The sequence below is a fragment of the Clostridium sp. CTA-6 genome (assembly GCF_054768115.1).
In genome coordinates this window covers 1-23,787 of sequence record NZ_BAAAAU010000008.1, presented here as the reverse complement: position 1 = coordinate 23,787, position 23,787 = coordinate 1, and the positions used below count along the sequence as shown (strand labels likewise).

The window sequence follows — 23,787 nt, the reverse complement described above, 5'->3', positions numbered from 1 at the left end:
TAATAGGTGGCGCTACCATTGTATGTGAATAATTCTAATATAATAGAATAACAGTATTAGTGAAACTAGTCCTAGAATAAATTATTAAATAACAAATAATAAGGAGGATTTTCATGAGAATTATCTCTGGATCTGCTAGAGGCAGAAAAATACTATCACCCCAAAGTAGTGTTACAAGACCAACTTTGGATAGAATAAAAGAATCTATATTTAATATAATACAAAATCAGGTATATGGATCTAGAGTTTTGGATGTTTTTGCAGGAACAGGCAGTTTAGGATTGGAGGCAGCTAGTAGGGGAGCAAAGTTCTCTTATTTAGTAGATAAAAGTCCTGAAACCTATCCTTTATTAAGAGAAAATATTAAGAATTTAAAGTTTGAAGATTTGTGCAAGAGTTTTAATATGGATGCTTATAGCGCCCTAGAGGAATTTGCTAGGAAATCTATAGTTTTTGATTTGATATTTATAGATCCTCCCTATGCAAAAGAAATGATTCCTCCAGCTATGGAGAACATAGATAAAAAAGAACTATTAGATAAAGATGGATTAATAGTTACAAAAATAGATTCTTCAGAAGAAATATATGAGGGAACTGAAAGAATAAAATTATTTGATCATAGAAAATATGGAAACACTACCGTTTGTTTTTATAAATTTAAGGAGGATTAAAATGAAAACTGCAGTGTACCCAGGAAGTTTTGACCCTATAACTAAGGGACATTTAAATATAATTAAAAGGGCTTCTAAGGTTTGTGATAAGCTAATAGTAGCGGTACTTGTAAATCCAGAAAAGAAGGGACTTTTTTCAGTAGATGAGAGAGTAGAAATGATAAAAAGAGTTACTAAGAACCATAGAAATGTAGAAGTGCAGTGTTTTAGTGGCCTATTAATAGATTTTATGAAAGAAAAGAAATCTAAGGTTATAATTAAAGGACTTAGAACCATGTCAGATTTTGAATATGAATTTAAGATGGCTCTTATGAATAACAAATTAGATCCTAATATAGAAACAGTATTTATGATGACAAATGCAAAATACTCTTATTTAAGTTCATCCTCAGTAAAGCAGGTAGCTATGTTTGGAGGATGCATAAAGGATTTGGTACCAGATGAAATAATACCAGATATTAAAAAAAAGATAAATCATAAAAAGGAATGTATTTAGGAGGGTTACTTAATGGATGTTATTAAGCTTTTAGCATATCTAGAAGAACTAATAGAATCAGGTTCAAGTATTCCTTTAACAGGAAAAGTTACTATAAATAAGAAAGAATCCCTAGAGGTACTAGATAAGATAATAAATTGTCTTCCGGATGAATTTAAAAAGGCTCAATGGATATGTGAGGAAAAAGAAAGAATACTTACTGAAGCTATGGAAGAAGCGGAACATATTAAAAAGGAAAATATAATAATACTTAAAAAACAAATAGAGAATCATAGTATAACAAGAGAAGCAAATATTAAGGCAGAAACCATAATAAAAAATGCTGAAAAAGAATCTAAATATATAAGAGTAGGGGCTAGGGATTACGCAGATGAATTATTGACGGATTTAGATAGAGAAATAGAAGAAAAATCTCAACAAATGATAAGTATATTAAGAAAAAATTTAGAAGCCTTTACGGCTTCTTTAGAAGAAAGTGTAGAGCTAAAAACAGATACTATAAGAGAAAATATAAAGGAATTAAGAAATATAAAATAATTAATTTTTATTTAAAAATTTTATATAATATATTATTAATGGTACAATTAGAAGCAATAAAATAAATACAAATAATAAATTGTTACTTAAAATTAAATGAGTATTTTTATCTGTAAAAGTATCTAAATACATTGAAAATATAGGTATTTTATATAAAATAACACAGGTTGTAGAGGCTATAAGTCCTTGTATAAATTTTATTTTTATATATCTTTTAATATTTATACCCTGCTTATAAGTAAAAGAGTAAACTTGAGATATTATAGAAAATCCACTAAAAGCTAATAAGAAGCTTATTAATATTAATTTTTTAGATATATCAATAGAACTTGTGGAAATTAAATAACATCCATTGGTCATTTCTACTAAGCCTAATAGGAATCCTTCTATTAGGTTTTTATCTATATTAAAAAAAATACATAAATTATTTAATAAAAATTTAAAAAGAAAATTGTTTCTTAGTATATTAAGCAATAAAGAGAACAGTATTACAAATCCTGCTACACCTATACAAGTTTTTATAGCGCCGTCAATACTATTTTTTAAAGATTCACCTATGTTTTTATTTGATATTTTCAAATTTTTTTTAAAATCTCTATACATTTTAGTATTTCTACTAGGTAAAATAAGCCCTACTATAATACAGGAAATATAATTGGATAAGAGTAATACATATCCTGCATAAGGATTACCCAGCATAGAAGTGCCTACAGATCCAATTATAAATAAGGGACCAGCATTAGAGGCTATATTTATAAGTCTTTCCAAAGTAGAAAAATTAATATCGCCATTTTCGTAAAGATCACAGGAGTACTTCGCTCCTAAGGGATAACCACAAAGGGCACTTACTATTAAGGGGAAACTACATTCCTTTTTTAGTTTCAGAGGAGCACATAGAATTTTTCCGAATAGTTTAGAATATATATGTACTCCACCATAATTTATTATTATGTTTGTTAGTATTAAAAAAGGAAATAAAGAAGGAAAAACCTTATAAAAGAATAACTTAGCACCAGATAAAGTAGCTTCTATACAAAACCTAGGTGCTATAATAATATATATAATTAAAATTGAACATAAAAAGGTTATTATTATATTTTCATTTTTAAAAAGCTTAAACAATAAAATAAATATTAAAAATAACATTATATAAAAAAATAAAGTCACTATAAGACTCCTAGAATTGATTTATTATAATTATATTTTTAAAATCAAATATTATTACATTAATAGATAGTATTTTTTATTATAGTAGGACTTCTAAAATAATCTTCATTAAATCTTATATTATTATTTAAAATAGAATAAGCATTGGTAGCCTTTATATCTAAGTTTAAGAGAGTATTAGTGTTTTTCGGTACTTTTGTATATATCTTAGTAGAGGAATGTTTTTTAATTTCTTTTAATATTTTTAGACCCTTTTCATTAGAGGCTAAAACCCTTATATAGTTTGGAGTGCTTTTAAGTAAGGTGTTTAAATTATAGTTTTCAAAACCGATAAAATATTGACATAAGATTCTTCCTATGCGACTATAAGCATATCTTTTACTTTTTATTTCTCCTACTAAGCTGTCATAAGTAAAATTTTTTTCTAAGGCTTTATAGATTCTATTATCTAATCCTTCTGAAACATCAATAAGACTATGCAAATTTTTATATCCACATGTATATTTATATCTTATATAATTAATCATAGAATCTTCCATAGAGAAATTATAGCTTTTAGTAATTAATTTTTTAAATTCTAAAAAGCATTCTAAAGGTAAAAAATCTTTTAAAATATTAATATTTTTATTTTCTTTTAAATATTTTCTTATGGAAGATGCACTAGAATATTCTTTGTGTAAATTTTCATCTTTATAATTTGCACCTTCCCTTGTTATAGTAAAAGGTTTTATGGAACTATTAAGTAATAGTAAAGATTTCAAATATTCTATTCCAAGAATATTATTAGATAAGGATAGTATTTTATTTATATCTTCACTCATAATTTTATTATCCTTATTTAGTTCTACTAAGGCTAAATTTCTGGCTTTAGCAAAAGATACACCTTTATCTAAATAATTTTTTAAAAGAATTTTGTATTCTAAGGGTTCCTCTAAAAGAGTTTTGGCTATATCCTGTAGGGCATTAATATTGCCTATTTCACTTCCAAAGCAAATATTTTTCACTACATTTAAATTATTTAAAATGCTTATAGCTCCAAAAGAAAAAAATTCTGCAGAGGAAAGACTATATAATGTAGGTAATTCTATAACTAAATCCACTCCTTTTGATAGGGCTATATCAGCCTTTGTCCATTTATCTAAAATTGAAGGAAATCCTCTTTGTACAAAATTACCACTCATTATACAAACTAAAGCATCACAGTCTGTTAATTCTTTTGTTTTTTTTATGTGATATAGATGCCCATTATGCATAGGGTTATACTCTACAATGATTGCAGATACATTCATTAAAATCAATCCTTTTCAAAGTTAAATTCTATGAATTTTAAGATGTAATTTTTCTAAGGATGTCTTAAAATTCAATTAATATTCCGATGTTTATTAGAGGATATATAAATTGTTTTATGAAAAAAATTTTTCTTTTTATATTTTATAAAAATTATTATAATATGTAAGAGGACAAGTTATAATAACATTTTATAAGTAAAAGTTAATGAAATAATTTTATAATGATTAAATATTAATTAATTATGTTAAAATATATATATACTATATGATACCATAAACACAGCTTGCTATACAGAAATCTATATTATATTTATGGTACATTGGAGGAATATAAGATGAATAGTTCTATAGAATTAATTTATACTGTAAAAAATGTAATGAAGACAGATTTTATAAAAGTACTTAAAAATGAAGCCATATCATCTGCCTTCAATAGAATGGCTAAACTTTATAAAGATGAAGTTCTTATAGTAGATGAAGATGACAATATTATAGGTATATTTACTAAAAATGACCTATATAAATTAGAAAATGAAGGTAAAAGATTTAGTGATAACTTAGAAAATTATATAAAAAGAGATGTAATAACAATTTCTGAAGAGAAATCAATTATTTCTGCAAGAAATATAATGGTTAAAAATAAGATAGAAAGATTACCTATAGTACATAATAGAAAAATAATAGGAATAGTACATTTAGACGATTTAAATAATGAATTATACACAAATGTAGAAGAATTATATGCTCTTCAGGATAGAATTTTAGAGAATATGCATGAGGCAGTATGTATAACAAATAACAAAGGTGTAGTAATATATTGGAATAAAAGTTCGGAAGACCTATATGGTGTGAAGAGACAGGAAATAATAGGAAAATATTTAGGGTCTTTTTTTCCAAATGCTTTAATATTAAAAGTTTTGAAAAAGCCTAGAAAAATAACTAATGTAAACAATGAGCCTTCTCCTGGAAAAACTGTTATATTAAGTGCTGTACCTATATTTAATAGTAAAAACAAATTGATAGCAGTGGCTTCTACAGATAGGGATATAACAGAGGTAATATCTTTATCTAAAGAACTTATGCAGGAAAAAAAGAAGGTGGAATTTTTTGAAAGTGCCTATAAAAAAGAAATAGCTTCAAATTATAGTTTTTCATCTATTATAGGTAAAAGTCAAAAGATAATAGAAAACATTGCTATAGCTAAAAAAGTAGCACCTACCTCTGCTAGCGTTCTTATTACAGGAGAAAGTGGAACGGGAAAAGAGGTTTTTGCAAAAGCTATACATAAAGCTAGTGGGAGAACTGGAAACTTTGTAGCTATAAACTGTAGTGCTATACCTGAAAATCTTTTTGAAAGTGAATTGTTTGGTTATGTGGGAGGAACTTTTACAGGTTCATTAAAAGAAGGGAAAATAGGTAAATTTGAATTTGCTAACAATGGTACTTTATTTTTAGATGAAATAGGGGACATGCCACTTAGTATGCAAGCAAAACTCTTAAGAGTTTTGCAGGATGGTGTGGTTTACAGAATAGGAAGTCAAAAGGGCACAAAGGTTAATTGTAGAATTTTAGCTGCAACAAATAGGGACTTACAATTTATGATAAAGGAAAATACCTTTAGGGAAGACCTATTTTATAGATTTGCAGTAGTGCATATAGAGTTACCTCCATTAAGAGAGAGAAGAGATGATATTAAAGATTTTATAGACTTATTTATAAACCAAATATCAGAAAAGGAAGGCATAAAGATAAATACAATAGATAAAGAGGTTTATGATATTTTATGTTCTTATAAATGGGAAGGGAATATAAGACAATTGAAAAATGTGGTAGAAAGGATGGTAGTTTTATCAACCAATGGAGAAGTAACAATATCTTCTGTTCCTAATCATATAGTGCAGGATGTAGAAGAAATTGAAGGGGAATCTCATCATAGATATGATTTAAATGAAGTAGTTAAAAATACAGAAAAAAAGATAATAAAGGAAGTAATGGAAATAGCTAAAGGGAATAAAAAGAAAGCAGCAGAAATACTTAATATAAAAAGAAGCACTTTATATTATAAATTAAACCAATATGATTTAATTTAAATTAAAAAAATTGATTTATCTGTATAATGTTAAAAAGTTTAAAGTATAATAAGTATAATAAATAAATATGGCTTTTTATATAACATATTGTTATTGACATATTTCTATTATTTATTGTTACAATAGTCAAAATATGATATTATAATAAATGGGAATTTCCTAAGGAGTGATAAAATGTCAAATTTATACAAGTTTTATCTTAAAATGCATATAGGTGCACCGAGTGTGCCCTGTGTTAAAGAGGGGGAATTTGTAGAAAGAGGGCAGGTTATAGCAGAGCCTAATGGATTGGGGGCTAGAATTCATAGTAGCGTATCTGGTAAGGTTTTCAAGATAACAGATAAGGAAGTATTAGTAGAAGCTTCAGAAAACCAAAGTGAAGATTTTGTTAAAATCAAAGAATGTGATAGCATTCTAGATACAGTGTATGAAGCTGGAATAGTAGGTGCAGGTGGGGCTGGTTTCCCAACTCATGTTAAATTAAAAGCGAATATACCTGAGGGGTACATAATAGCCAACTGTGCAGAGTGTGAACCAACCCTTCATCATAATGTATATTTAGCAGAAAATAATCCAGAACTTATAATAAAAGGTATAAAGTATGCTATGAAAGCTACTAATGCTAAAAAGGCTTATATAGGAATAAAAGGCAAACGTAAAAAAGCTATAGAAGTATTAAAGGAACATTTAAAGAATGAACAAAATATACAAATAAAGGAAGTTATAGATATATATCCTTCCGGAGAAGAAAGAGCTTTAATACATTTTATATTTGGTGAATGGTTAGCACCTACACAAATACCTATAGAGGCAAATTGTGTAGTTTTAAATGTAGAAACCCTAGCAAATATAACAAGAGCAGTAGAAGAGAGAAAACCGGTTATAGATAAAGATATAACCCTTATGGGAAAATTAAAAAAAGGTATAGGTCCTCATGTATTTTTGCAAGAGCATATAGGAAAGTCTATGAAAGATATGATAGAAACTTGCGGAGGTATAGATGGACAGTATGGAGAAATTATTATAGGAGGACCTCATACTGGGCTACCAGAGGATATAGAGAAATCTGTAATAACAAAGGTTTCTGGTGGAGCAACAGTAACCATGGAATTACCAGAATATAAAGGGCCAGTGGGACTTTTAGTTTGTGCCTGTGCTGGAGATGAAGATAGGTTAAAGGATATAGCCAGCAAAATGAAATCAGAAGTAGTGGCTATAACTAAATGCAAAAATGTGGTGGAAGTTAGGGGCACTTATAAATGTAAAACTCCAGGTAAATGTCCAGGTCAAGCAGGTGCTGTTATGTATTTGAAAAGTAAAGGCGCAAAAAGGATAATAATAGCTAATTGTAGTGATTGTTCTAATACAGTTATGGGAATAGCTCCAAAAATGAAGTTGCCTGTTTATCACCAGACAGATCATGTACTTAGAACTGTAGATTATAAGTTAACAAGGAGACTTCCAAAAGAGAAGCTCCATAAATAAAATTATTTTTAAACTTAGGAGGTATATTATTATGTCAATGTCAGCAGAACATGCAGAAGAATTAAAAAATGAACCAGCAGTAGTTTGCTGTAGAACAGAGGAAGGAACAATATTATCTGCAGATAACTTAGAGGATCCAGATATATTCCCAGATATGATTGATTCTGGATTATTAACTATGCCAGAGGATCATTTAAAAGTAGGTCAAGTAATAGGAGCAAAATTATTAAAAACTATAGATTCATTAACACCATTAACTCCAGCTATAGTTGAAGGATATAAAGAAATTGGTGGAGAAGAAGACAAGAAAGAAGAAGCACCTAAAGCTGAAGAGGCTGTAGAAGTTTTAGAAGCACCAGAAGTTTATGAAGAAGGTTGCATGGCAGCTTCTGTGGAAGGTGGAGTACTTAAAATAAAAATAGAAGAAGGAAGAGGAATAGATATAGAACTTCCTCTATAAAAATTAAAAAACAAAGACTTTTATGCCTTTGTTTCAGGCTGTAGACAACCAGATAGTCTACAGCCTATTTTTATGCTAAAATATGGTGATAAAAATGATGGGAAAAAGAAATACTGCCGAAATGCATCAAATAAAAATGACAAGTATAGATGAAAGAACTGTTTTTATTGATGGTACACATATCAAATCTAACGCTAATAACCATAAATGTAAAAGTGAAGCTATCGAAAAATCAGCAAAATTTTATGAAGAAGCATTAAATTAAATATATTAGAAATATTAAAAGGCTTATGAAAAATTTAACTTCTCATAAGCATTTTGTTTTCAATCTGATAAGGGGCTGTCGCATTAAAAAATTTACATACAATATATTGTTTTGCAAATTTAAAGTTAACACAATATATTGTAGGATTTATTCTTAGTGCGACAGCCCCTTATGTTTTTACTGTAAAAAAATAGCATTTATGAAGCGGAATTATAAATTTTAGAGATTAAGGAACTAATAAAATGGAAATTTAATATTAATATAGTATAGATTTAATAGTCTTTGGGAGGAAGTATAATGACTACATTTATACTTTATGGTACTGTAATTGTACTTTATTTAGTTTCTTTTTTTAAGGATAAAAGCAAAACAAAAAAAGCATTATTAATGGGTATAAAGTCTTTTGAAAATATAATGCCTCAATTTTTAACGATTATATTTATAGTAGGAATCATACTGACAATATTATTACCAGAGAGTATATCATCTATTATTGGTGAGAAATCTGGATTTATTGGAGTGATAATTGCAGCTATAATAGGTTCAGTGACATTAATACCTACATTTGTAGCCTTTCCCACAGCAGCATTATTATTGAAAAATGGTGCTGGATACACTCAAATTACAGCATTAATTTCTGCTTTTATGTTTGTTGGAATAGTAACTTTTTCTATGGAGGCAAAATTTATAGGTAAAAAGGCAACCTTTATTAGAAATATAGTTTACTTTTTTTATTCTATATTAAGTGCTTTTATTGTAGGAATACTTATGAGGTGATTTTATGAAATGGTTAAAAAGATATGTTTTTTTTATAATAATATTAATGCTAACTTTAATAATAACGTTAATTGATTTTAATAAAGGACAAAACATAAGTTTAATAGCACTGGACTCATTTAAACAGATGCTGGCGGTGCTGCCTCCTATAATGTTGTTATTGGGACTTTTAGACACTTGGGTTCCAAGACAAACTATGATAAAGTACATGGGAGATAATTCGGGAATTTTAGGAATAGTTCTTGCCATATTATTAGGAGCATTAGCAGCAGGACCTGTATATGCAGCTTTTCCTGTAACTGCTGTATTTATTAAAAAAGGGACCAAATTTAGCAACATAATGATATTTATGGGAGCGTGGTGTGCTACAAAAATACCAACTTTCTTATTTGAGTTATCAGCACTTGGATATAAATATACTTTCAGTAGATTATTAGTGAATTTACCTAGTATTATAATTTTAGCATATTTAATAGAAGGTTTATTGAGTAAGAATGATTTAGAAAAAATATATAATAAATTTAAAGAATGAAGCATTAGATTTTGCTTCATTCTTTCCGGTTGTAGACAACCGGATAGTCTACAGCTTATTTTCATGCTAAAATAAATATAGTGATAAAGATGATAGGAAAAAGAAATACTGACGAAAGACACCAAATAAAGAAGAATATATAGAACAAGTAGAAGATATTAGACATACAAAAGGTAATAAAGAAATTTATTCTAAAAGAAGTCAAACTATAGAACGGGTATTTGATGACGCAAAGGAATTTCATGGAATGATATATACACATCATAAGCCTTTTGTCTTCAATCTAAACAAAGGCTTTTATGCCTTTGTTTTTTTTATTATAAAATAAAATATATGCAAGAAAATTTATTTTAAAATCATAATAAAAGAAAACATATATTATGGTAAGTCTATAAAATTAATTTTATAGTAAGGATATAGCATTGAAAAGTTTGTTAAATTTTTATTTATAATACTTATAAGTACTATAAATTTTATTTATAGTATAATAGGCGGCTTATAGAATAATTTTATATATGCAGTTTTTAGTAGTAAAACTGTCATTTTGTTTTTATAATGAATATTGTAAAGAAAAAATACAGGGGGTAGTGACATGGAAAAAATGTACAAGTTTCCTTTAAAGATGCATGTAGGAGCACCAGATGTACCATGTGTTAAAGAAGGACAAGAAGTTAAAAGAGGAGAATGTATAGCTGAGCCTAATGGATTGGGAGCTAAAATACATACAAGTGTATCTGGTATAGTTGAGAAAATTACAGATGCAGAAATAATAATAAAAGCAGATGAAAATGGCTCAAAAGATTTTGTTAAAATCAAAGAATGTGACAATATTCTAGAAATTATTGCTGAAGCAGGTATAGTTGGAGCTGGTGGAGCTGGATTCCCAACACATATAAAATTAAAAGCAGATATACCAGATGGATACGTTATAGCAAACTGTGTAGAATGCGAACCAGCTTTGCATCATAATATAGCATTTATAGAAAAAGAGCCTGATACAATAATTAAAGGTTTAAGATATGCTATGAAAGCAACTAATGCTCCAAAGGGATACATAGCAATAAAAGGCAAGCATGAAAAGGCTATAAAAATATTAAAAGATCATTTAAAAGGAGCTTCTGATATAGAAGTAAAAGAGCTTCAAGATATATATCCAATGGGAGAAGAAAGAGCTATAATTCATGCTATATTAGGAAAATGGTTAGAACCAACTCAGCTTCCATTAGAAGCAAAGTGTGTTGTAATTAATGGAGAGACTTTAGCTAATATAACAAGAGCAGTAGAAGATAGAAAGCCTGTTATAGACAAAGATATAACAATAATAGGAAAATTAAAAACAGGTAATAAGCCTAATGTATTATTTGATGTAGCAGTAGGCACACCGATACATGATTTAATAGAAGAGTGTGGTGGAATAGATGGAGAATTTGGAGAAGTAGTAATAGGGGGACCATATACAGGCAAAGCTGGAGATATAAAAGAGTCTGTAGTGACTAAAATGTCAGGTGGAGCAATAGTTACAATACAACTACCAGAATACAAAGGACCATTAGGATTATTAGTATGTGCTTGTGGAGCAAATGAAGAAAGATTGAGAGATATAGCTTCTAAAATGAAAGCAGAAGTAGTAGGCGTTACTAAATGTAAGAATGTAGAAGAAATAAGAGGAGCAAATAAATGTAAAACTCCAGGGGATTGTCCGGGACAGGTTGCAGGAATAATGAAATTAAAGAAAGATGGAGCTAAAAGAATACTAATATCAAATTGTAGTGATTGTTCAAATACAGTTATGTGTTGCGCTCCAAACTTAGGAATCCCAGTATATCATCATACAGATCATGTATTTAGAACAATAGATCATACATTAACAAGAAGACTTCCTATAGATAAAAAATAAGTATATCTTATTGAATATATTGTAAGGAGATGGGTTAACATGTCAATGTCAGCAGAGCATGCAGAAGAGTTGAAAAATGAACCGGCAGTAGTTTGTTGTAGAACGGAAGAAGGCACTATATTGTCTGCAGACAACTTAGAAGATCCAAATATATTTCCAGATATGGTGGATTCAGGTTTATTAAATATACCAGGAGACTGTTTAAAGGTAGGAGAAGTAATAGGAGCTAAACTATTAAAAACTATAGATTCATTAACACCATTAACTAAAGATATAGTAGAAGGAGCTAAATCTTTAGATGGAGATGTAAGATCAAAATCCGAAATACAAATAGAATCACCAGAGGAAAAAGCCATCTTAAAAAATAATTTAAAAGCTGGAGATGTTATAAAAGTAGAAGATTTAGAAAATCCAATGCATTTTGAAAAACTTCAGGATTCTTTATTAATAAAATCAGATGAAAAGGTTTTAACTAGAGGGGAAGTAGTAGGTGCGAAATTAACTGAAGATGCTCCTGCTATATCAGGTGTAACAGCTTCTATGCTAGAGGGATTTGAAGAAAAAGCTTTAGAAATAACACAAGATTCTAAAGAAGTAGATTTTAATTCAGTTATTCCTTTGAATGGCAATAGGGGATTCTTAAGATTAAAAATGGAAGAAGGTACAGGTATTTATATAGAGATACCTTTTACACAAGTATAATTAATTAAATAAAATTATATTAAACAGGGAATTTTAATGATACAAAAATATCATTGAATTTCCCTGTTTATTTTTATATTAGAAATAGATATATTAATGTAAACAATGAGATGAATTACTTTGATTTAAATTTTTAATTAAATAGTTAAAATAAGAAAAGATATATAAAGGATAAACATGGTAAAAATTTATAAAAAGCTCATTACATTATGTAAAAAGTTTTTTAGATTTTTACTATAATATATAATTTTAAAGTTTAAATATTAAAAAAAATATAGAAAAAAGTTGCTGTTAATTAATTGTTTTATAAAATAAAACGAATAAATTTAAAAAATTTATATAAAAAAATAAAAATGTCAACTTTTTAAACAGATATGTCAAAAAAATAACGAAAATATAAACCCAATATTTTCTTTTGAAATGAACAAAGATTATTTAAAAATTTAAAATAAAAATTAAAAGTGTCAAAAAAATAACATTGTTAAATGTAATATAACCGTTATAAGTTTTATTTATACACCTACAGCATAGCTATAACCTAGTTTTATAGAAGTTATTAATTTTTTTAACAAAGTTGGCATAGTTTATGCTTAAAATATAGGTGACAGTGATTTTGGAGGTGGGTTTATGGAGAAGTTATACAAATTCTCCCTTAAGATGCACGTAGGTGCACCAGATGTATCTTGTGTAAAAGAAGGACAAAAAGTGAAGAGAGGTGAATGCATAGCAGAGCCAAACGGACTTGGTGCTAAAATACATACTAGTGTATCCGGTGTAGTAGAAAAGATTACAGATAAGGAAATTATAATAAAAGCGGATGAGAATCAAACAAAAGAATTCGTTAAAATAAAAAAATGCGATAATTTAGTAGATACTGTATTTGAAGCAGGGATAGTCGGAGCCGGTGGAGCTGGATTTCCAACTCACATAAAGTTAAAGGCAGATAATAAAGATGGTTATATCATAGCAAATTGTGTAGAATGTGAACCAGCACTTCATCACAATATGAAAGTTATAGAAGAAACACCGGAATTAATAATAAATGGTATTAAGTATGCCATGAAAGCTACTAATTCAAAAAAAGGATACATAGCAATAAAAGCAAAACATGAAAAAGCAGTAAGAGTATTAGAAGAAGCATTAAAAAATATAAGTAATATAGAATTAAAATTGCTTAAAGATTTATACCCAATGGGTGAAGAAAGAGCTATAATCAATGCAATATTTGATAAATGGTTAGATGTAACTGAACTTCCTATAGCAGCAAAATGTATTGTAATGAACGCTGAAACTTTAGCAAATATTACAAGAGCTGTTGAAGAAGGAAAACCAGTTATAGATAAGGATATAACAGTAATAGGGAAACTAAAATCAGGTAATAAACCAAATGTATTCCTACAAGTTCCAGTGGGAACACCAGTTAAAGATTTAATAGAAAAATCTGGTGGTATAGATGGTGAATATGGTGAGCTAGTAATAGGTGGACCATACACTGGAAAAGCTGGAGATATAGAAAAGGATGCTGTTACTAAAATATCTGGTGGAGCAATAGTTACAATACCATTACCAGAATATAATGGACCATTAGGACTACTAGTATGTGCCTGTGGAGCCAACGAAGAAAGACTAAGAGATGTAGCAACTAAAATGAATGCAGAAATTGCAGGAGTAGTTGACTGCAAAAACATAGAATATCCAAAGGGAAAAGGGAACGGGCCAGGAAAATGTAAAACACCTGGTGAATGACCAGGCCAAGCGGCTGCAGTTATGCAGCTTAAAAAAGATGGAGCAAAAAGAATATTAATATCAAATTGTAATGATTGTTCAAATACAGTTATGCAAATAGCTCCAAAAGCTAAAATTCCAGTATATCATCATACTGATCATATATTTAGAACAATTGATTATACACTAACAAGAAGACTTAAAGAGGAAGAAAAATAATAAAAAAGGAGGTAATTTGAAATGTCAATGACAGCTGAACATGCAGAAGAATTAAAAAATGAACATGCTGTAGTTTGTTGCAGAACAGAAGAAGGCACAATATTATCAGCAGATAACCTAGAAGACCCAGAAATATTCCCAGATATGGTAGACTCAGGACTATTAACTATCCCGGATAATTGCTTAAAAGTTGGAGAAGTAATAGGTGCTAAATTGTTAAAAACTGTAGATTCATTAACTCCGCTAACTTCAGATATAGTAGAGGGCGCTAAAAAAATAGATGAAGAAGACAAAGAAGGTTCTACTACTGAAGAAGAGTTAACTGAAGGAAATGAAAAAGCAGTTTTAAAATATAACCTAAAAACAGGAGATACTATAAAAGCTAGTGACTTAGAAAATCCAATGCACTTCCCTAAACTTGTAGATTCTCTTTTAATTTCATTAGATGAAAGAGTACTTACAAGAGAAGAAGTAGTTGGAGCAACTTTATCAGTTGATACACCAGCTTTAACTCCTGTAACACCAGATATATTAGAAGGATTTGAGGAGGAAGTAAACATGAGTGTTGATTCAAATGCAACAGTAAGTGGTGGAACTTTAAGAATCAAAATTGCTGAAGGTAGAGGAATTGATATAGAAGTTCCTTTAAATGGCAATGTAGGTGCTGGAAAATCAGCAAAGGTTCCAACAGTAAAAGCTGAAAAAGGTGAAGTAGTAGCAGCTCCAGCTGTAGAAGGCAACAAAGAAGTTAAATTAGAAGAAAAAGTTATAAGAAGTCTTACTAGAAAACATTATAAAATAGATAAAGTAGAATTTGGTCCTGAAACAAAAATAGAAGGAACAACTCTTTATATAAGAGAAGGTGTTTCTGAAGATGCTAAAAAAGTTAGCCCACTTGTAAAAAAAGTAGAAATAGATATAATAACTCCAGATAAATACAACACTTATAGTGAAACTATAATGGATGTACAACCAATTGCTACTAAAGAAGGGGATAACAAATTAGGAACAGGTGCAACTAGAGTATTAGACGGTGTTATTGTAATGGTAACAGGAACAGATGAAAATGGCGTTCAAATAGGTGAATTTGGTTCTTCAGAAGGTATATTAGAAGAAAATATTATGTTTAATAGACCAGGATCACCAGATAAAGGTGAAATATTCATCAAAACGCAAGTAACTATAAAAGAAAAAACTAATATGGAAAGACCAGGTCCTATGGCTGCTCATAAAGCAACTGATTTCATAACTCAAGAAATAAGAGAAGCTATGAAAGCTTTAGAGGATGAATCTTTAGTAGTTAATACTGAAACTTTTGAACAAAAAAGAAGACCAGGAAAGAAAAAAGTTGTAGTTGTTAAAGAGATAATGGGTCAAGGTGCTATGCATGACAACTTAATATTACCAGTAGAACCAGTAGGTTATTTAGGTGGTAAACCAAATGTTGATTTAGGAAACGTTCCAGTAATGCTTTCACCACTTGAAGTATTAGATGGTGGTATACATGCATTAACTTGTATTGGACCTGCTTCTAAAGAATGTTCAAGACATTATTGGAGAGAACCTCTTGTAATGGAATGCATGAAGGATGAAGAATTAGACCTATGCGGAGTTATATTTGTAGGAAGTCCACAAATCAATAGTGAAAAATTCTACGTATCAGAAAGAATGGGTATGATGGTAGAAGCTCTAGATGTTGATGGTGCTTTTGTTACAACTGAAGGTTTTGGAAACAATCACATTGATTTTGCAAGCCACGTAGAACAAATAGGTATGAGAGGAATACCATGTGTAGCATTCTCATTCTGTGCAGTTCAAGGCGCTCTAGTTGTTGGTAATAAATATATGAAATATATGATAGATAATAACAAATCAGAAGGCGGAATAGAAAACGAAGTATTAGAATGCAATACATTATGTCCAGAAGATGCAATAAGAGGTGTTGAAATGCTTAAAGCTGCTATGGTTGGAGAAGATGTTAAAAAACCAGAAAGAGCTTGGAATGCAAATGTTAAAGAAAATAACTTAGAATTAATAGAAAAAGCTGAAAATGTGAAAATAGAAAGAGTTTTAAATGAAACTTCAATACCAATGAGTGAAAAGAGAAAAGAAAAATACAGCACAAAGTAGGGATATAAATGAATTTAAAATACGGTGATAAGATCATAGAAATGGAAGGCGTTATCGTAGAAGTATCCGATGGTGCAGTAGCTATAGATTTTAAAGGAAGACTTGGTTATTTGAAAATACCAAGGAGAATGATAATATCCGATTATGAATTAAAAGTAGGTCAAGAAATTGGACTTAATATGAGTTTTGTAGAAGTATTATCTGATAAAATAAATGAAAAATACGTAAGTAATTTAGAAATACAAAAAAGACGAGGGGTAAAACCTGAGGATAGATGGAAATAAACAGATAATTTGAAGCTAGAGAAACTTTCATAAATAATAATTTAAACATTCATTGAAGGAAGGAAGGTAAGGTTAAAATGAGTTTAACTATTACAAAAGGTTTACAATCAGAAATATTTGTTCCTATAACTCCAGACCCAGTATGGGCACCAGTAACAAAGGAATTAAAAGATATGACAGTAGCCATAGCTACTGCAGCAGGAGTTCACTTAAAAAAGGATAAAAGATTCAACTTAGCAGGTGACTTCACATATAGATTAATACCAGGAGATGCAAAGACATCAGATATGATGGTATCTCACGGTGGATATGATAACTCAGACGTTAACAAAGATATAAATGCCATGTTCCCAATAGATAGATTAAGAGAATTAGTAGATGCTGGCTTTATAAAAGCAGTTGCTCCAACTCATATAGGATTCATGGGTGGCGGTGGAAACCAACAAAAATTCAGAGAAGAAACAGGCCCAGAAGTTGCTAAAATCTTAAAAGAAGAAGGAGTAGATGCTGTATTAATGACTGCTGGATGAGGAACTTGTCATAGATCTGCAGTTTTAGTGCAGAGAGCGATTGAAAAAGAAGGAATTCCTACAATAATAATAGCTGCTCTTCCACCAGTTGTTAGACAAACTGGTACACCAAGAGCGGTTGCACCAAGAGTTCCAATGGGAGCTAATGCAGGAGAACCTAATAATGTAGAAATGCAAACAGCGATAGTAAAAGATACATTAGAACAATTAATTAAGATTCCTTCAGCAGGAAAAATAGTTCCATTACCATACGAATATATAGCAAAAGTTTAGTTTTGTTTCCTTAAAAATAAAAAATGCAATAATGTAGTGCAGTTTTACTGAACTCATTATTGCATTTGCTTTAATAAAAAATATAAATAAAATGCTCTATATTTAAAAGTTTGTTATAAACTATAGTGTAGTATGAGGGTTTAGAAAAAGTTTTCAGAATATATAAAATTTTCCTTATAAATGTATTGAAAAATCTTATAGGTATTATATATACAATTTAGAAAATTGATGATATAATAGTTACATAATTATCAATATATAAGTTTTTGGATATAAATGTTAAACCTGTATCAATCTAATGATTATGAAGTTATTAAAATGGAAAAAGGTGGTGATGCTGGTGGAACAAGAAATCATATTGAGAAGATTAGTTATAAAAGCTTTTCATATTACTAAAGTAGAGCTTTCAGATAGGACTTACATAGAGGATAAAGTTTTATATATAAGAAAAGATATATTAGATGGAATATTACAACATGAAGATATGGAAGGACAAGAATTAATAGAAAAAATTGATTTGAATATTATAAATCCAAAGGAAAGACATAAATTTGTGAATTCTATAATGGATTTTTCTCCAGTAGCTACTAAAGTTTTGGGAGCTTTAGGAGAGGGTATAACACATGTGTTAACAGGAGTACAAGTAATGTTAACAGGAGCAGAAGAATGTGGGATTCAGGTAGCTGAATTTGGTTCTTCAGAAGGAATTTTAGATGAACAAGTTGTTTTTGGAAGAAGAGGAACTCCAGCCGAGGATGATATAATTGTTCATATAAATGTTACATTGAAAAATGGACAAGCTACAAATAGGCCGGGACCAATGGCGGCTCATAGAGTTTGTGATATAATAATACAAGAAATTAGAAACTACCTTAAAAAAATTAATGGTAGATATTGTGATGAAAAGCATGAATATTTTGATAAAATAAGACCAGGCAAAAAGAAGGTTGTAATTGTTAAACAAGTTGCAGGTCAAGGTTGTATGTATGATACAGGATTATTTGCTAAAGAACCTGGTGGACATATCGGATGCAAATCTATAATAGATATGGGCAATATGCCGGTGGTTGTAAGTCCAAATGAATATAGAGATGGCATATTAAGGGCCATGAATTAAGGGGTGATATTTTATGGGGATAGGACCATCTACCAAAGAAACAACATTACATCATTTTAGAGACCCTTTAGTAGAAATAGTTTCTAATGATGGAGATATAGATTTATTAGGAATTATAGTTGCAGGTACACCTCAAGCAAATGAAGAAAAGGTATTCACAGGTCAGAGGATAGGAGCTTGGGCAGAGGCTATGAGAGTTGATGGCGCTATAGTATCCATAGATGGATGGGGTAACAGTAATATAGATTTTGCCTCAGCTTTAGAAGCTATAGGTAAAAGAGATATACCAGTAGTTGGTATGAGTTTTGTAGGAACTCAAGCTCAATTTGTTGTTACAAATGAATTTATGGATACGGTGGTTGATTTTAACAAATCAGAAGCAGGTATAGAAACTGAGGTTGTAGGAGAAAACAATGTTATGCCAATAGATGCTAAAAAAGCTTTAGCATTTTTAAAATTAAAAATGAAAAGAAAACAAAACTAAGGAGGCTTTAATAATGAGAGCGATTAAAACAATTCAAACTATTGAATCTCACACAATGGGAGAACCAACAAGAATAGTAATAGGAGGACTTCCAAAGGTTCCAGGAAAGACAATGGCAGAAAAAATGGAATACTTAGAAGAAAATAACGATAGTTTAAGAACAATGCTTATGTCAGAACCAAGAGGACATAATGACATGTTTGGTGCTATTTATACAGAACCAGCTGATGAAACAGCAGATTTAGGTATTATATTCATGGATGGTGGCGGATACCTTAATATGTGTGGACATGGTTCAATAGGTGCAGCTACATGTGCAGTTGAAATGGGAATAGTAAAAGTAGAAGAGCCATATACAAACATAAAATTAGAAGCTCCAGCAGGAATGATTAATGCTAGAGTAAAAGTTGAAGATGGAAAAGCTAAAGAAACTTCAATTGTGAATGTTCCAGCTTTCTTATATAAAAAAGATGTAGAAATTGATGTGCCTGATTATGGAAAACTTACATTAGATATATCTTTTGGCGGAAGTTTTTTTGCTATGGTAGATGCTGAAAAAGTTGGAATAGATATTTCTCCAGCTAATTCTCAAAAATTAAATGATTTAGGAATGAAAATAGTTCATGCAGTTAACGAACAAGTTGAAATTAAACACCCAGTATTAGAACATATAAAAACAGTTGATCTTTGTGAATTTTACGGACCTGCAAAAAGTGAAGATGCAGATGTACAAAATGTAGTTGTATTTGGTCAAGGTCAAGTAGATAGATCACCTTGTGGAACTGGTACAAGTGCTAAAATGGCTTTACTATATGCTCAAGGAAAAATGAAAGTAGGAGAAGAAATAGTAAACGAAAGTATTATTTGTACTAAATTTAAAGGAAAAATATTAGAAGAAACTAAAGTTGGAGAATATGATGGTATAATACCAGAAATAACTGGTAGCGCATATGTTACTGGATTCTCTCAATTCTTAGTAGATGAAGAAGATCCAGTTAAATATGGATTTGTATTAAAATAGTATTAAATATTTTATATAAATAAAAAAATAAATGACAATTATTTCATAATTAAAACATAAAATAATAGTATGAAATATATCTAAGTACAATGCACATTGTTTATTTTTCTTAAATAAAAAAATGTTATGCAATGATTACTTAAAGATGGGCTCGATGTTTATTGCGTGGAGTCCATCTTTTTTTAATAAAATCTTAATACAAAATATAGGTTCATTAAAATCAAATAACAAAAAAGGAGGGTGGATTATAAGAACCAAGTAAAGTTTTATAATGATAGGATAACATTTTTGGATTAGGCCAAATAAAGTTCTATAATAATGGGGTAATCATCTTTGGATTAGGCCAAATAATGTTCCATAATAATGGGGCAAGCATCTTAGAGTTATGCAAAATAAAGTCCTATAATAAGGGGGTAAATGTCTTTAAATTGGACAAAAATAAAGTTTCATAATAATGGGGGAGCATCCTTGGATTAGACAAAAGAAGTTCTAATTTTAAATAACAAGGAGGGCGTATTATGATAGTAAAAATTGTTTTTGGGATTTTGTTAATTTTAACTCTTTATTTTGCATTCATATTTTTTAAGGATTTTGTAAAAAATTCAAAAGAGGGAAATTTAGAAGAAATAAGCTTTTGGAAAGCTGGTGCAGTAGGGTTTATAGCTAATTTTTTTGATACCTTAGGAATAGGTAGTTTTGCACCATTGACCGCTATGCTTAGATTTTTAAAATTAACAGAGGATAGAGTTTTACCAGGAACCTTAAATGTCTCCTGTACAATTCCGGTTGTAACAGAAGCACTTATATTTATAACTGTTATAAAGGTAGATCCTGTTACTTTATTTGCAATGTTAATATCAGCTACAGTTGGAGCTGTAGTAGGAGCTGGAATAGTTTCAAAATTTGATGAAAAAAAGGTTCAATTAGGTATGGGTATTGCTTTAATGATAGTTGCATGTTTAATGCTTGCAAGTCAATTAAAATTAATGCCAGTAGGTGGCACAGCTATAGGACTTACTGGGGGGAAATTAGTAATAGCGGTAATAGCTAATTTCTTTTTAGGTGCATTAATGACATTAGGAATAGGATTATATGCGCCATGTATGGCTTTAGTATTTGCTCTTGGAATGAGTCCGAAGGTTGCTTTTCCAATAATGATGGGGTCCTGTGCTTATCTAATGCCAGCAGCATCAGCTAAATTTGTAAAAGAAGGAGCATATAATAGAAAAGCTTCTATGGCCATAACTATATTTGGTGTTATAGCTGTATTAATAGCAGCCTATATAGTTAAAGAATTACCATTAAATATATTAACTTGGTTAGTAATAGTAGTTATTATATACACATCTACTACCATGTTTAAAGCCTATTCAAAAGGAAAAATCTAAAAACTATTCAGCATAATGTAACAAAATTTAAGAGTTGAGTATTATTGCATAATCCTTTGTTCAAAAAGTCTATGTTTTGTAGAAATTTATAAATTAATAAAAAATCTATCTGATTTTTATTTATAGTCAGATAGATTTTTTAATTCATTTATTTTGATGCAAAATTATTTTTAGACTGAATTTCGCCTTTATCTCTTCTTTGTTCATATTTACTAAACATTCTCCAACCAATCCAGCTTAGAAGTATTGGTCCACCTATACTTAATAATTCAAAGAATGCAATTTGTCCTGTGGTTGTATAATCTGACGGTGGGAAGAATGAAGTTACAATTCCAAATATTACACTTATTAATCCTACAATGGATACAAAGGTTGAAAATTGCTTTGATTTTGATATTTCGTAAAATTCCTCTGTGGATTCTCCCTTAGCTTGTAATTTCTCCATTTTCTTTAATCTAATGTAAGATGCAAACATTAATAAATAAGGGATTAAGCCTGTTATAGCTGTCATTATTATAAGTATTGAATATATAGCATTAACTGTTGGTAAAAGAGTTGTAACTATTATTACTATTGAAATACCTATACCTTGTACCAATAATGCATTAATTGGTACGCCATTTTTATTTGTTTTTGTTAAAAATGGAGGTAAAACACCATTTTTGCTAGTTTCAAATAACATAGTTATAGGAGACATTATATATAAACTAACGCCACCTAAAGCTTCTATAGTCATAAGTATTGCCATTAAAGTTAGGAACCATTGTCCTATACCAAACTGCTCTGTTATTAATCTAAATGCTTCTATAAGTCCATTTGCAGCACCTATTTTTTCTGGTGATACTACAAAAGTAATGGCAGATGAACATAGTATATATAAAATAGTTATAAAGATAGCACAGAATATAATTGCTTTAGGGATTGTTTTTTTTGCGTCTTCAACTTCGCCAGCAAAGGCTGCTGTTACTTCAGCACCTGTTAAGCCAAACATTACAGAAGATAGTAATGCTAAATTAGCTATATTACTGAAATCGGGTATCATGCCTTGAAGAGTGTAGGGTGTCGCAAGAGGTCTTTTAAGAACGAAAGCAGATGCGTAACCTAATATTATAATTAATAAAGCAGGAAGTACACTGCCGACAAGTCCACCTATAACTGCAAATATTTTACTATTTCCAGTGCCTCTAAAACTCCATATAGTTATAAACCAGAAGATTCCTAAAACCATGAATAAATTATAAAGTTTATTATTTGCAAGACTTGGATCTATAACGTATGCAAATGTAACTGCTGCATATGTTACAAATCCGGGATAAAAGAATAGTTTACTAACCCAGTTAAGCCAAGATACTAAAAAACCCATTTTTTCACCATAGGCTTTTGTAACCCATACGCTTAAGCCACCCTGTTCTGGGTATTTACCTCCTAATTCTGCAGCGACCAATGCGCTAGGAATAAAGAATAGTAATGCTGCTATTCCCCATAATACTGCACAGGAGGCGCCATATTTAGCTGAAACAGCTACCCATCTTAATCCTAAAATAGCTGTCATGGTCATTAAAACCATGTCTTTGAATGTCAAGGACTTTTTCATTTAATAATCACCCCTATTGTAAAATTTTTGATAATATTGTTGAATTGTTAAATACTCTTTAATATTATGTTATTTTTATCACAAAATCAAGACATTTTTTTAACAAAATCTACAAAGTTAAACAAAGTTAAGTAAAACTATGAAAAAGTATTTTATTTCATAGAAAAGGATTACACAAACAAGCTATTATAATAAATTAGTTATTATAAGGCTTGAATTCTATAATTTTATTTATTATACTAATAAATATGCTAGGAAATATGGTATCTTTAATAAAGAAAATGCTATAACATTGTTAAAAAAACAAAAAAATACAGGTTTATTTGAAAAAAATATCAAAAAAACAAGTGAAAATAAAAACAAATTTATTGAAGTTAAAAATTAAATTTTTGATATAAGTTGACATCTTATTGCAATTGTTTTGATATTTAGTAAAAAAATACAAATTTAAAAAATATTTAGTTATAACCTAGTTAATAATGTTGATAATATTATATTTATATAATATATATATAACCCCAATACAATTTAAAATATATTACGTTAAGGAGGAAATTTAAAATGAGTTTTCAATTACCAAAATTTACACCACCAGATTTTACACAAGATGTTCTTGTTAAGGCACCAGATGTTAAAATAGGTGAAGTTGAAAAA

General features: G+C 29.4%; 22 protein-coding genes. 19 read left to right on the top strand and 3 right to left on the bottom strand.

Translation table 11 applies throughout. The features are described from left to right. Positions 1 to 113: 113 nt before the first annotated feature. From rsmD to ACYUDJ_RS13170, 3 genes are read left to right on the top strand one after another with little or no spacing between them, the layout of a single operon-like run. The gene (gene rsmD, locus ACYUDJ_RS13180; protein ID WP_003484738.1) at positions 114 to 671 is read left to right on the top strand and encodes a 16S rRNA (guanine(966)-N(2))-methyltransferase RsmD; all 558 of its coding nucleotides are present in this window, start codon (positions 114 to 116) and stop codon (positions 669 to 671) included. 1 nt (position 672) lies between these two features. Then, positions 673 to 1,167 (top strand): pantetheine-phosphate adenylyltransferase, encoded by a 495-nt coding sequence (coaD, locus tag ACYUDJ_RS13175; protein WP_030035715.1) that lies wholly within the window; start codon positions 673 to 675, stop codon positions 1,165 to 1,167. 12 nt (positions 1,168 to 1,179) lie between these two features. Continuing rightward, positions 1,180 to 1,704: a hypothetical protein gene (locus ACYUDJ_RS13170; protein WP_003484742.1), complete on the top strand. Its 525-nt coding sequence runs from the start codon at positions 1,180 to 1,182 to the stop codon at positions 1,702 to 1,704. Here ACYUDJ_RS13170 and ylbJ read toward each other — a convergent pair whose 3' ends face one another. Beyond that, entirely contained in the window at positions 1,705 to 2,871 is a 1,167-nt protein-coding gene (gene ylbJ / locus ACYUDJ_RS13165) for a sporulation integral membrane protein YlbJ (RefSeq protein ID WP_042384669.1), read from the bottom strand. 59 nt (positions 2,872 to 2,930) lie between these two features. Next, complete coding sequence (locus tag ACYUDJ_RS13160; RefSeq protein WP_460289645.1) at positions 2,931 to 4,160, bottom strand: nucleotidyltransferase; 1,230 nt, start codon at positions 4,158 to 4,160, stop codon at positions 2,931 to 2,933. A 335-nt stretch (positions 4,161 to 4,495) separates the two neighbouring features. Between ACYUDJ_RS13160 and prdR the strand changes: the two genes are divergently transcribed. From prdR to ACYUDJ_RS13080, 16 genes are all read left to right on the top strand, one after another. After that, positions 4,496 to 6,250, top strand: a complete 1,755-nt coding sequence (gene prdR / locus ACYUDJ_RS13155; RefSeq protein WP_003484748.1) for a sigma-54 dependent transcriptional regulator PrdR — start codon at positions 4,496 to 4,498, stop codon at positions 6,248 to 6,250. Between the two features lie 174 nt (positions 6,251 to 6,424). Next, the gene (gene prdC / locus ACYUDJ_RS13150) at positions 6,425 to 7,735 is read left to right on the top strand and encodes a proline reductase-associated electron transfer protein PrdC (RefSeq protein ID WP_042384672.1); all 1,311 of its coding nucleotides are present in this window, start codon (positions 6,425 to 6,427) and stop codon (positions 7,733 to 7,735) included. A gap of 31 nt (positions 7,736 to 7,766) precedes the next feature. After that, positions 7,767 to 8,195 carry a hypothetical protein gene (locus ACYUDJ_RS13145; RefSeq protein ID WP_003484752.1) on the top strand — a complete coding sequence of 143 codons (429 nt, stop codon included), beginning with the start codon at positions 7,767 to 7,769 and terminating at the stop codon, positions 8,193 to 8,195. An 82-nt stretch (positions 8,196 to 8,277) separates the two neighbouring features. Then, positions 8,278 to 8,460: a hypothetical protein gene (locus tag ACYUDJ_RS13140; protein ID WP_003484755.1), complete on the top strand. Its 183-nt coding sequence runs from the start codon at positions 8,278 to 8,280 to the stop codon at positions 8,458 to 8,460. Between the two features lie 297 nt (positions 8,461 to 8,757). Next, positions 8,758 to 9,237 carry a hypothetical protein gene (locus tag ACYUDJ_RS13135; protein ID WP_003484757.1) on the top strand — a complete coding sequence of 160 codons (480 nt, stop codon included), beginning with the start codon at positions 8,758 to 8,760 and terminating at the stop codon, positions 9,235 to 9,237. Between the two features lie 4 nt (positions 9,238 to 9,241). Then, positions 9,242 to 9,769, top strand: coding sequence for a permease (locus ACYUDJ_RS13130; protein ID WP_003484759.1), 528 nt, complete (start codon positions 9,242 to 9,244; stop codon positions 9,767 to 9,769). 592 nt (positions 9,770 to 10,361) lie between these two features. Then, on the top strand, positions 10,362 to 11,666 hold the full coding sequence (gene prdC / locus ACYUDJ_RS13125; protein WP_003484761.1) for a proline reductase-associated electron transfer protein PrdC: 1,305 nt from the start codon (positions 10,362 to 10,364) through the stop codon (positions 11,664 to 11,666). 39 nt (positions 11,667 to 11,705) lie between these two features. Next, positions 11,706 to 12,368, top strand: a complete 663-nt coding sequence (locus tag ACYUDJ_RS13120; protein ID WP_003484763.1) for a hypothetical protein — start codon at positions 11,706 to 11,708, stop codon at positions 12,366 to 12,368. A gap of 627 nt (positions 12,369 to 12,995) precedes the next feature. Next, positions 12,996 to 14,312 (top strand): proline reductase-associated electron transfer protein PrdC, encoded by a 1,317-nt coding sequence (gene prdC, locus ACYUDJ_RS13115; protein WP_253290173.1) that lies wholly within the window; start codon positions 12,996 to 12,998, stop codon positions 14,310 to 14,312. 21 nt (positions 14,313 to 14,333) lie between these two features. Further along, positions 14,334 to 16,442: a D-proline reductase (dithiol) proprotein PrdA gene (gene prdA, locus ACYUDJ_RS13110; RefSeq protein ID WP_042384679.1), complete on the top strand. Its 2,109-nt coding sequence runs from the start codon at positions 14,334 to 14,336 to the stop codon at positions 16,440 to 16,442. Positions 16,443 to 16,450: 8 nt separating this feature from the next. After that, complete coding sequence (locus tag ACYUDJ_RS13105; RefSeq protein WP_003484771.1) at positions 16,451 to 16,726, top strand: CBO2463/CBO2479 domain-containing protein; 276 nt, start codon at positions 16,451 to 16,453, stop codon at positions 16,724 to 16,726. A gap of 77 nt (positions 16,727 to 16,803) precedes the next feature. Next, entirely contained in the window at positions 16,804 to 17,529 is a 726-nt protein-coding gene (prdB, locus tag ACYUDJ_RS13100) for a D-proline reductase (dithiol) protein PrdB (RefSeq protein WP_077272288.1), read from the top strand. 340 nt (positions 17,530 to 17,869) lie between these two features. Beyond that, positions 17,870 to 18,646, top strand: a complete 777-nt coding sequence (prdD, locus tag ACYUDJ_RS13095) for a proline reductase cluster protein PrdD (protein WP_042384680.1) — start codon at positions 17,870 to 17,872, stop codon at positions 18,644 to 18,646. Between the two features lie 13 nt (positions 18,647 to 18,659). Next, positions 18,660 to 19,130 carry a glycine/sarcosine/betaine reductase component B subunit gene (locus tag ACYUDJ_RS13090; protein WP_003484779.1) on the top strand — a complete coding sequence of 157 codons (471 nt, stop codon included), beginning with the start codon at positions 18,660 to 18,662 and terminating at the stop codon, positions 19,128 to 19,130. Positions 19,131 to 19,143: 13 nt separating this feature from the next. Then, positions 19,144 to 20,151, top strand: coding sequence for a proline racemase (locus ACYUDJ_RS13085; RefSeq protein ID WP_003393245.1), 1,008 nt, complete (start codon positions 19,144 to 19,146; stop codon positions 20,149 to 20,151). A gap of 518 nt (positions 20,152 to 20,669) precedes the next feature. Further along, positions 20,670 to 21,539 carry a sulfite exporter TauE/SafE family protein gene (locus tag ACYUDJ_RS13080; RefSeq protein ID WP_003484781.1) on the top strand — a complete coding sequence of 290 codons (870 nt, stop codon included), beginning with the start codon at positions 20,670 to 20,672 and terminating at the stop codon, positions 21,537 to 21,539. Positions 21,540 to 21,687: 148 nt separating this feature from the next. On the opposite strand, the gene ACYUDJ_RS13075 is transcribed toward ACYUDJ_RS13080, so the two are convergent. Beyond that, positions 21,688 to 23,133, bottom strand: a complete 1,446-nt coding sequence (locus tag ACYUDJ_RS13075) for an APC family permease (protein WP_003484783.1) — start codon at positions 23,131 to 23,133, stop codon at positions 21,688 to 21,690. Positions 23,134 to 23,787: the final 654 nt, after the last annotated feature.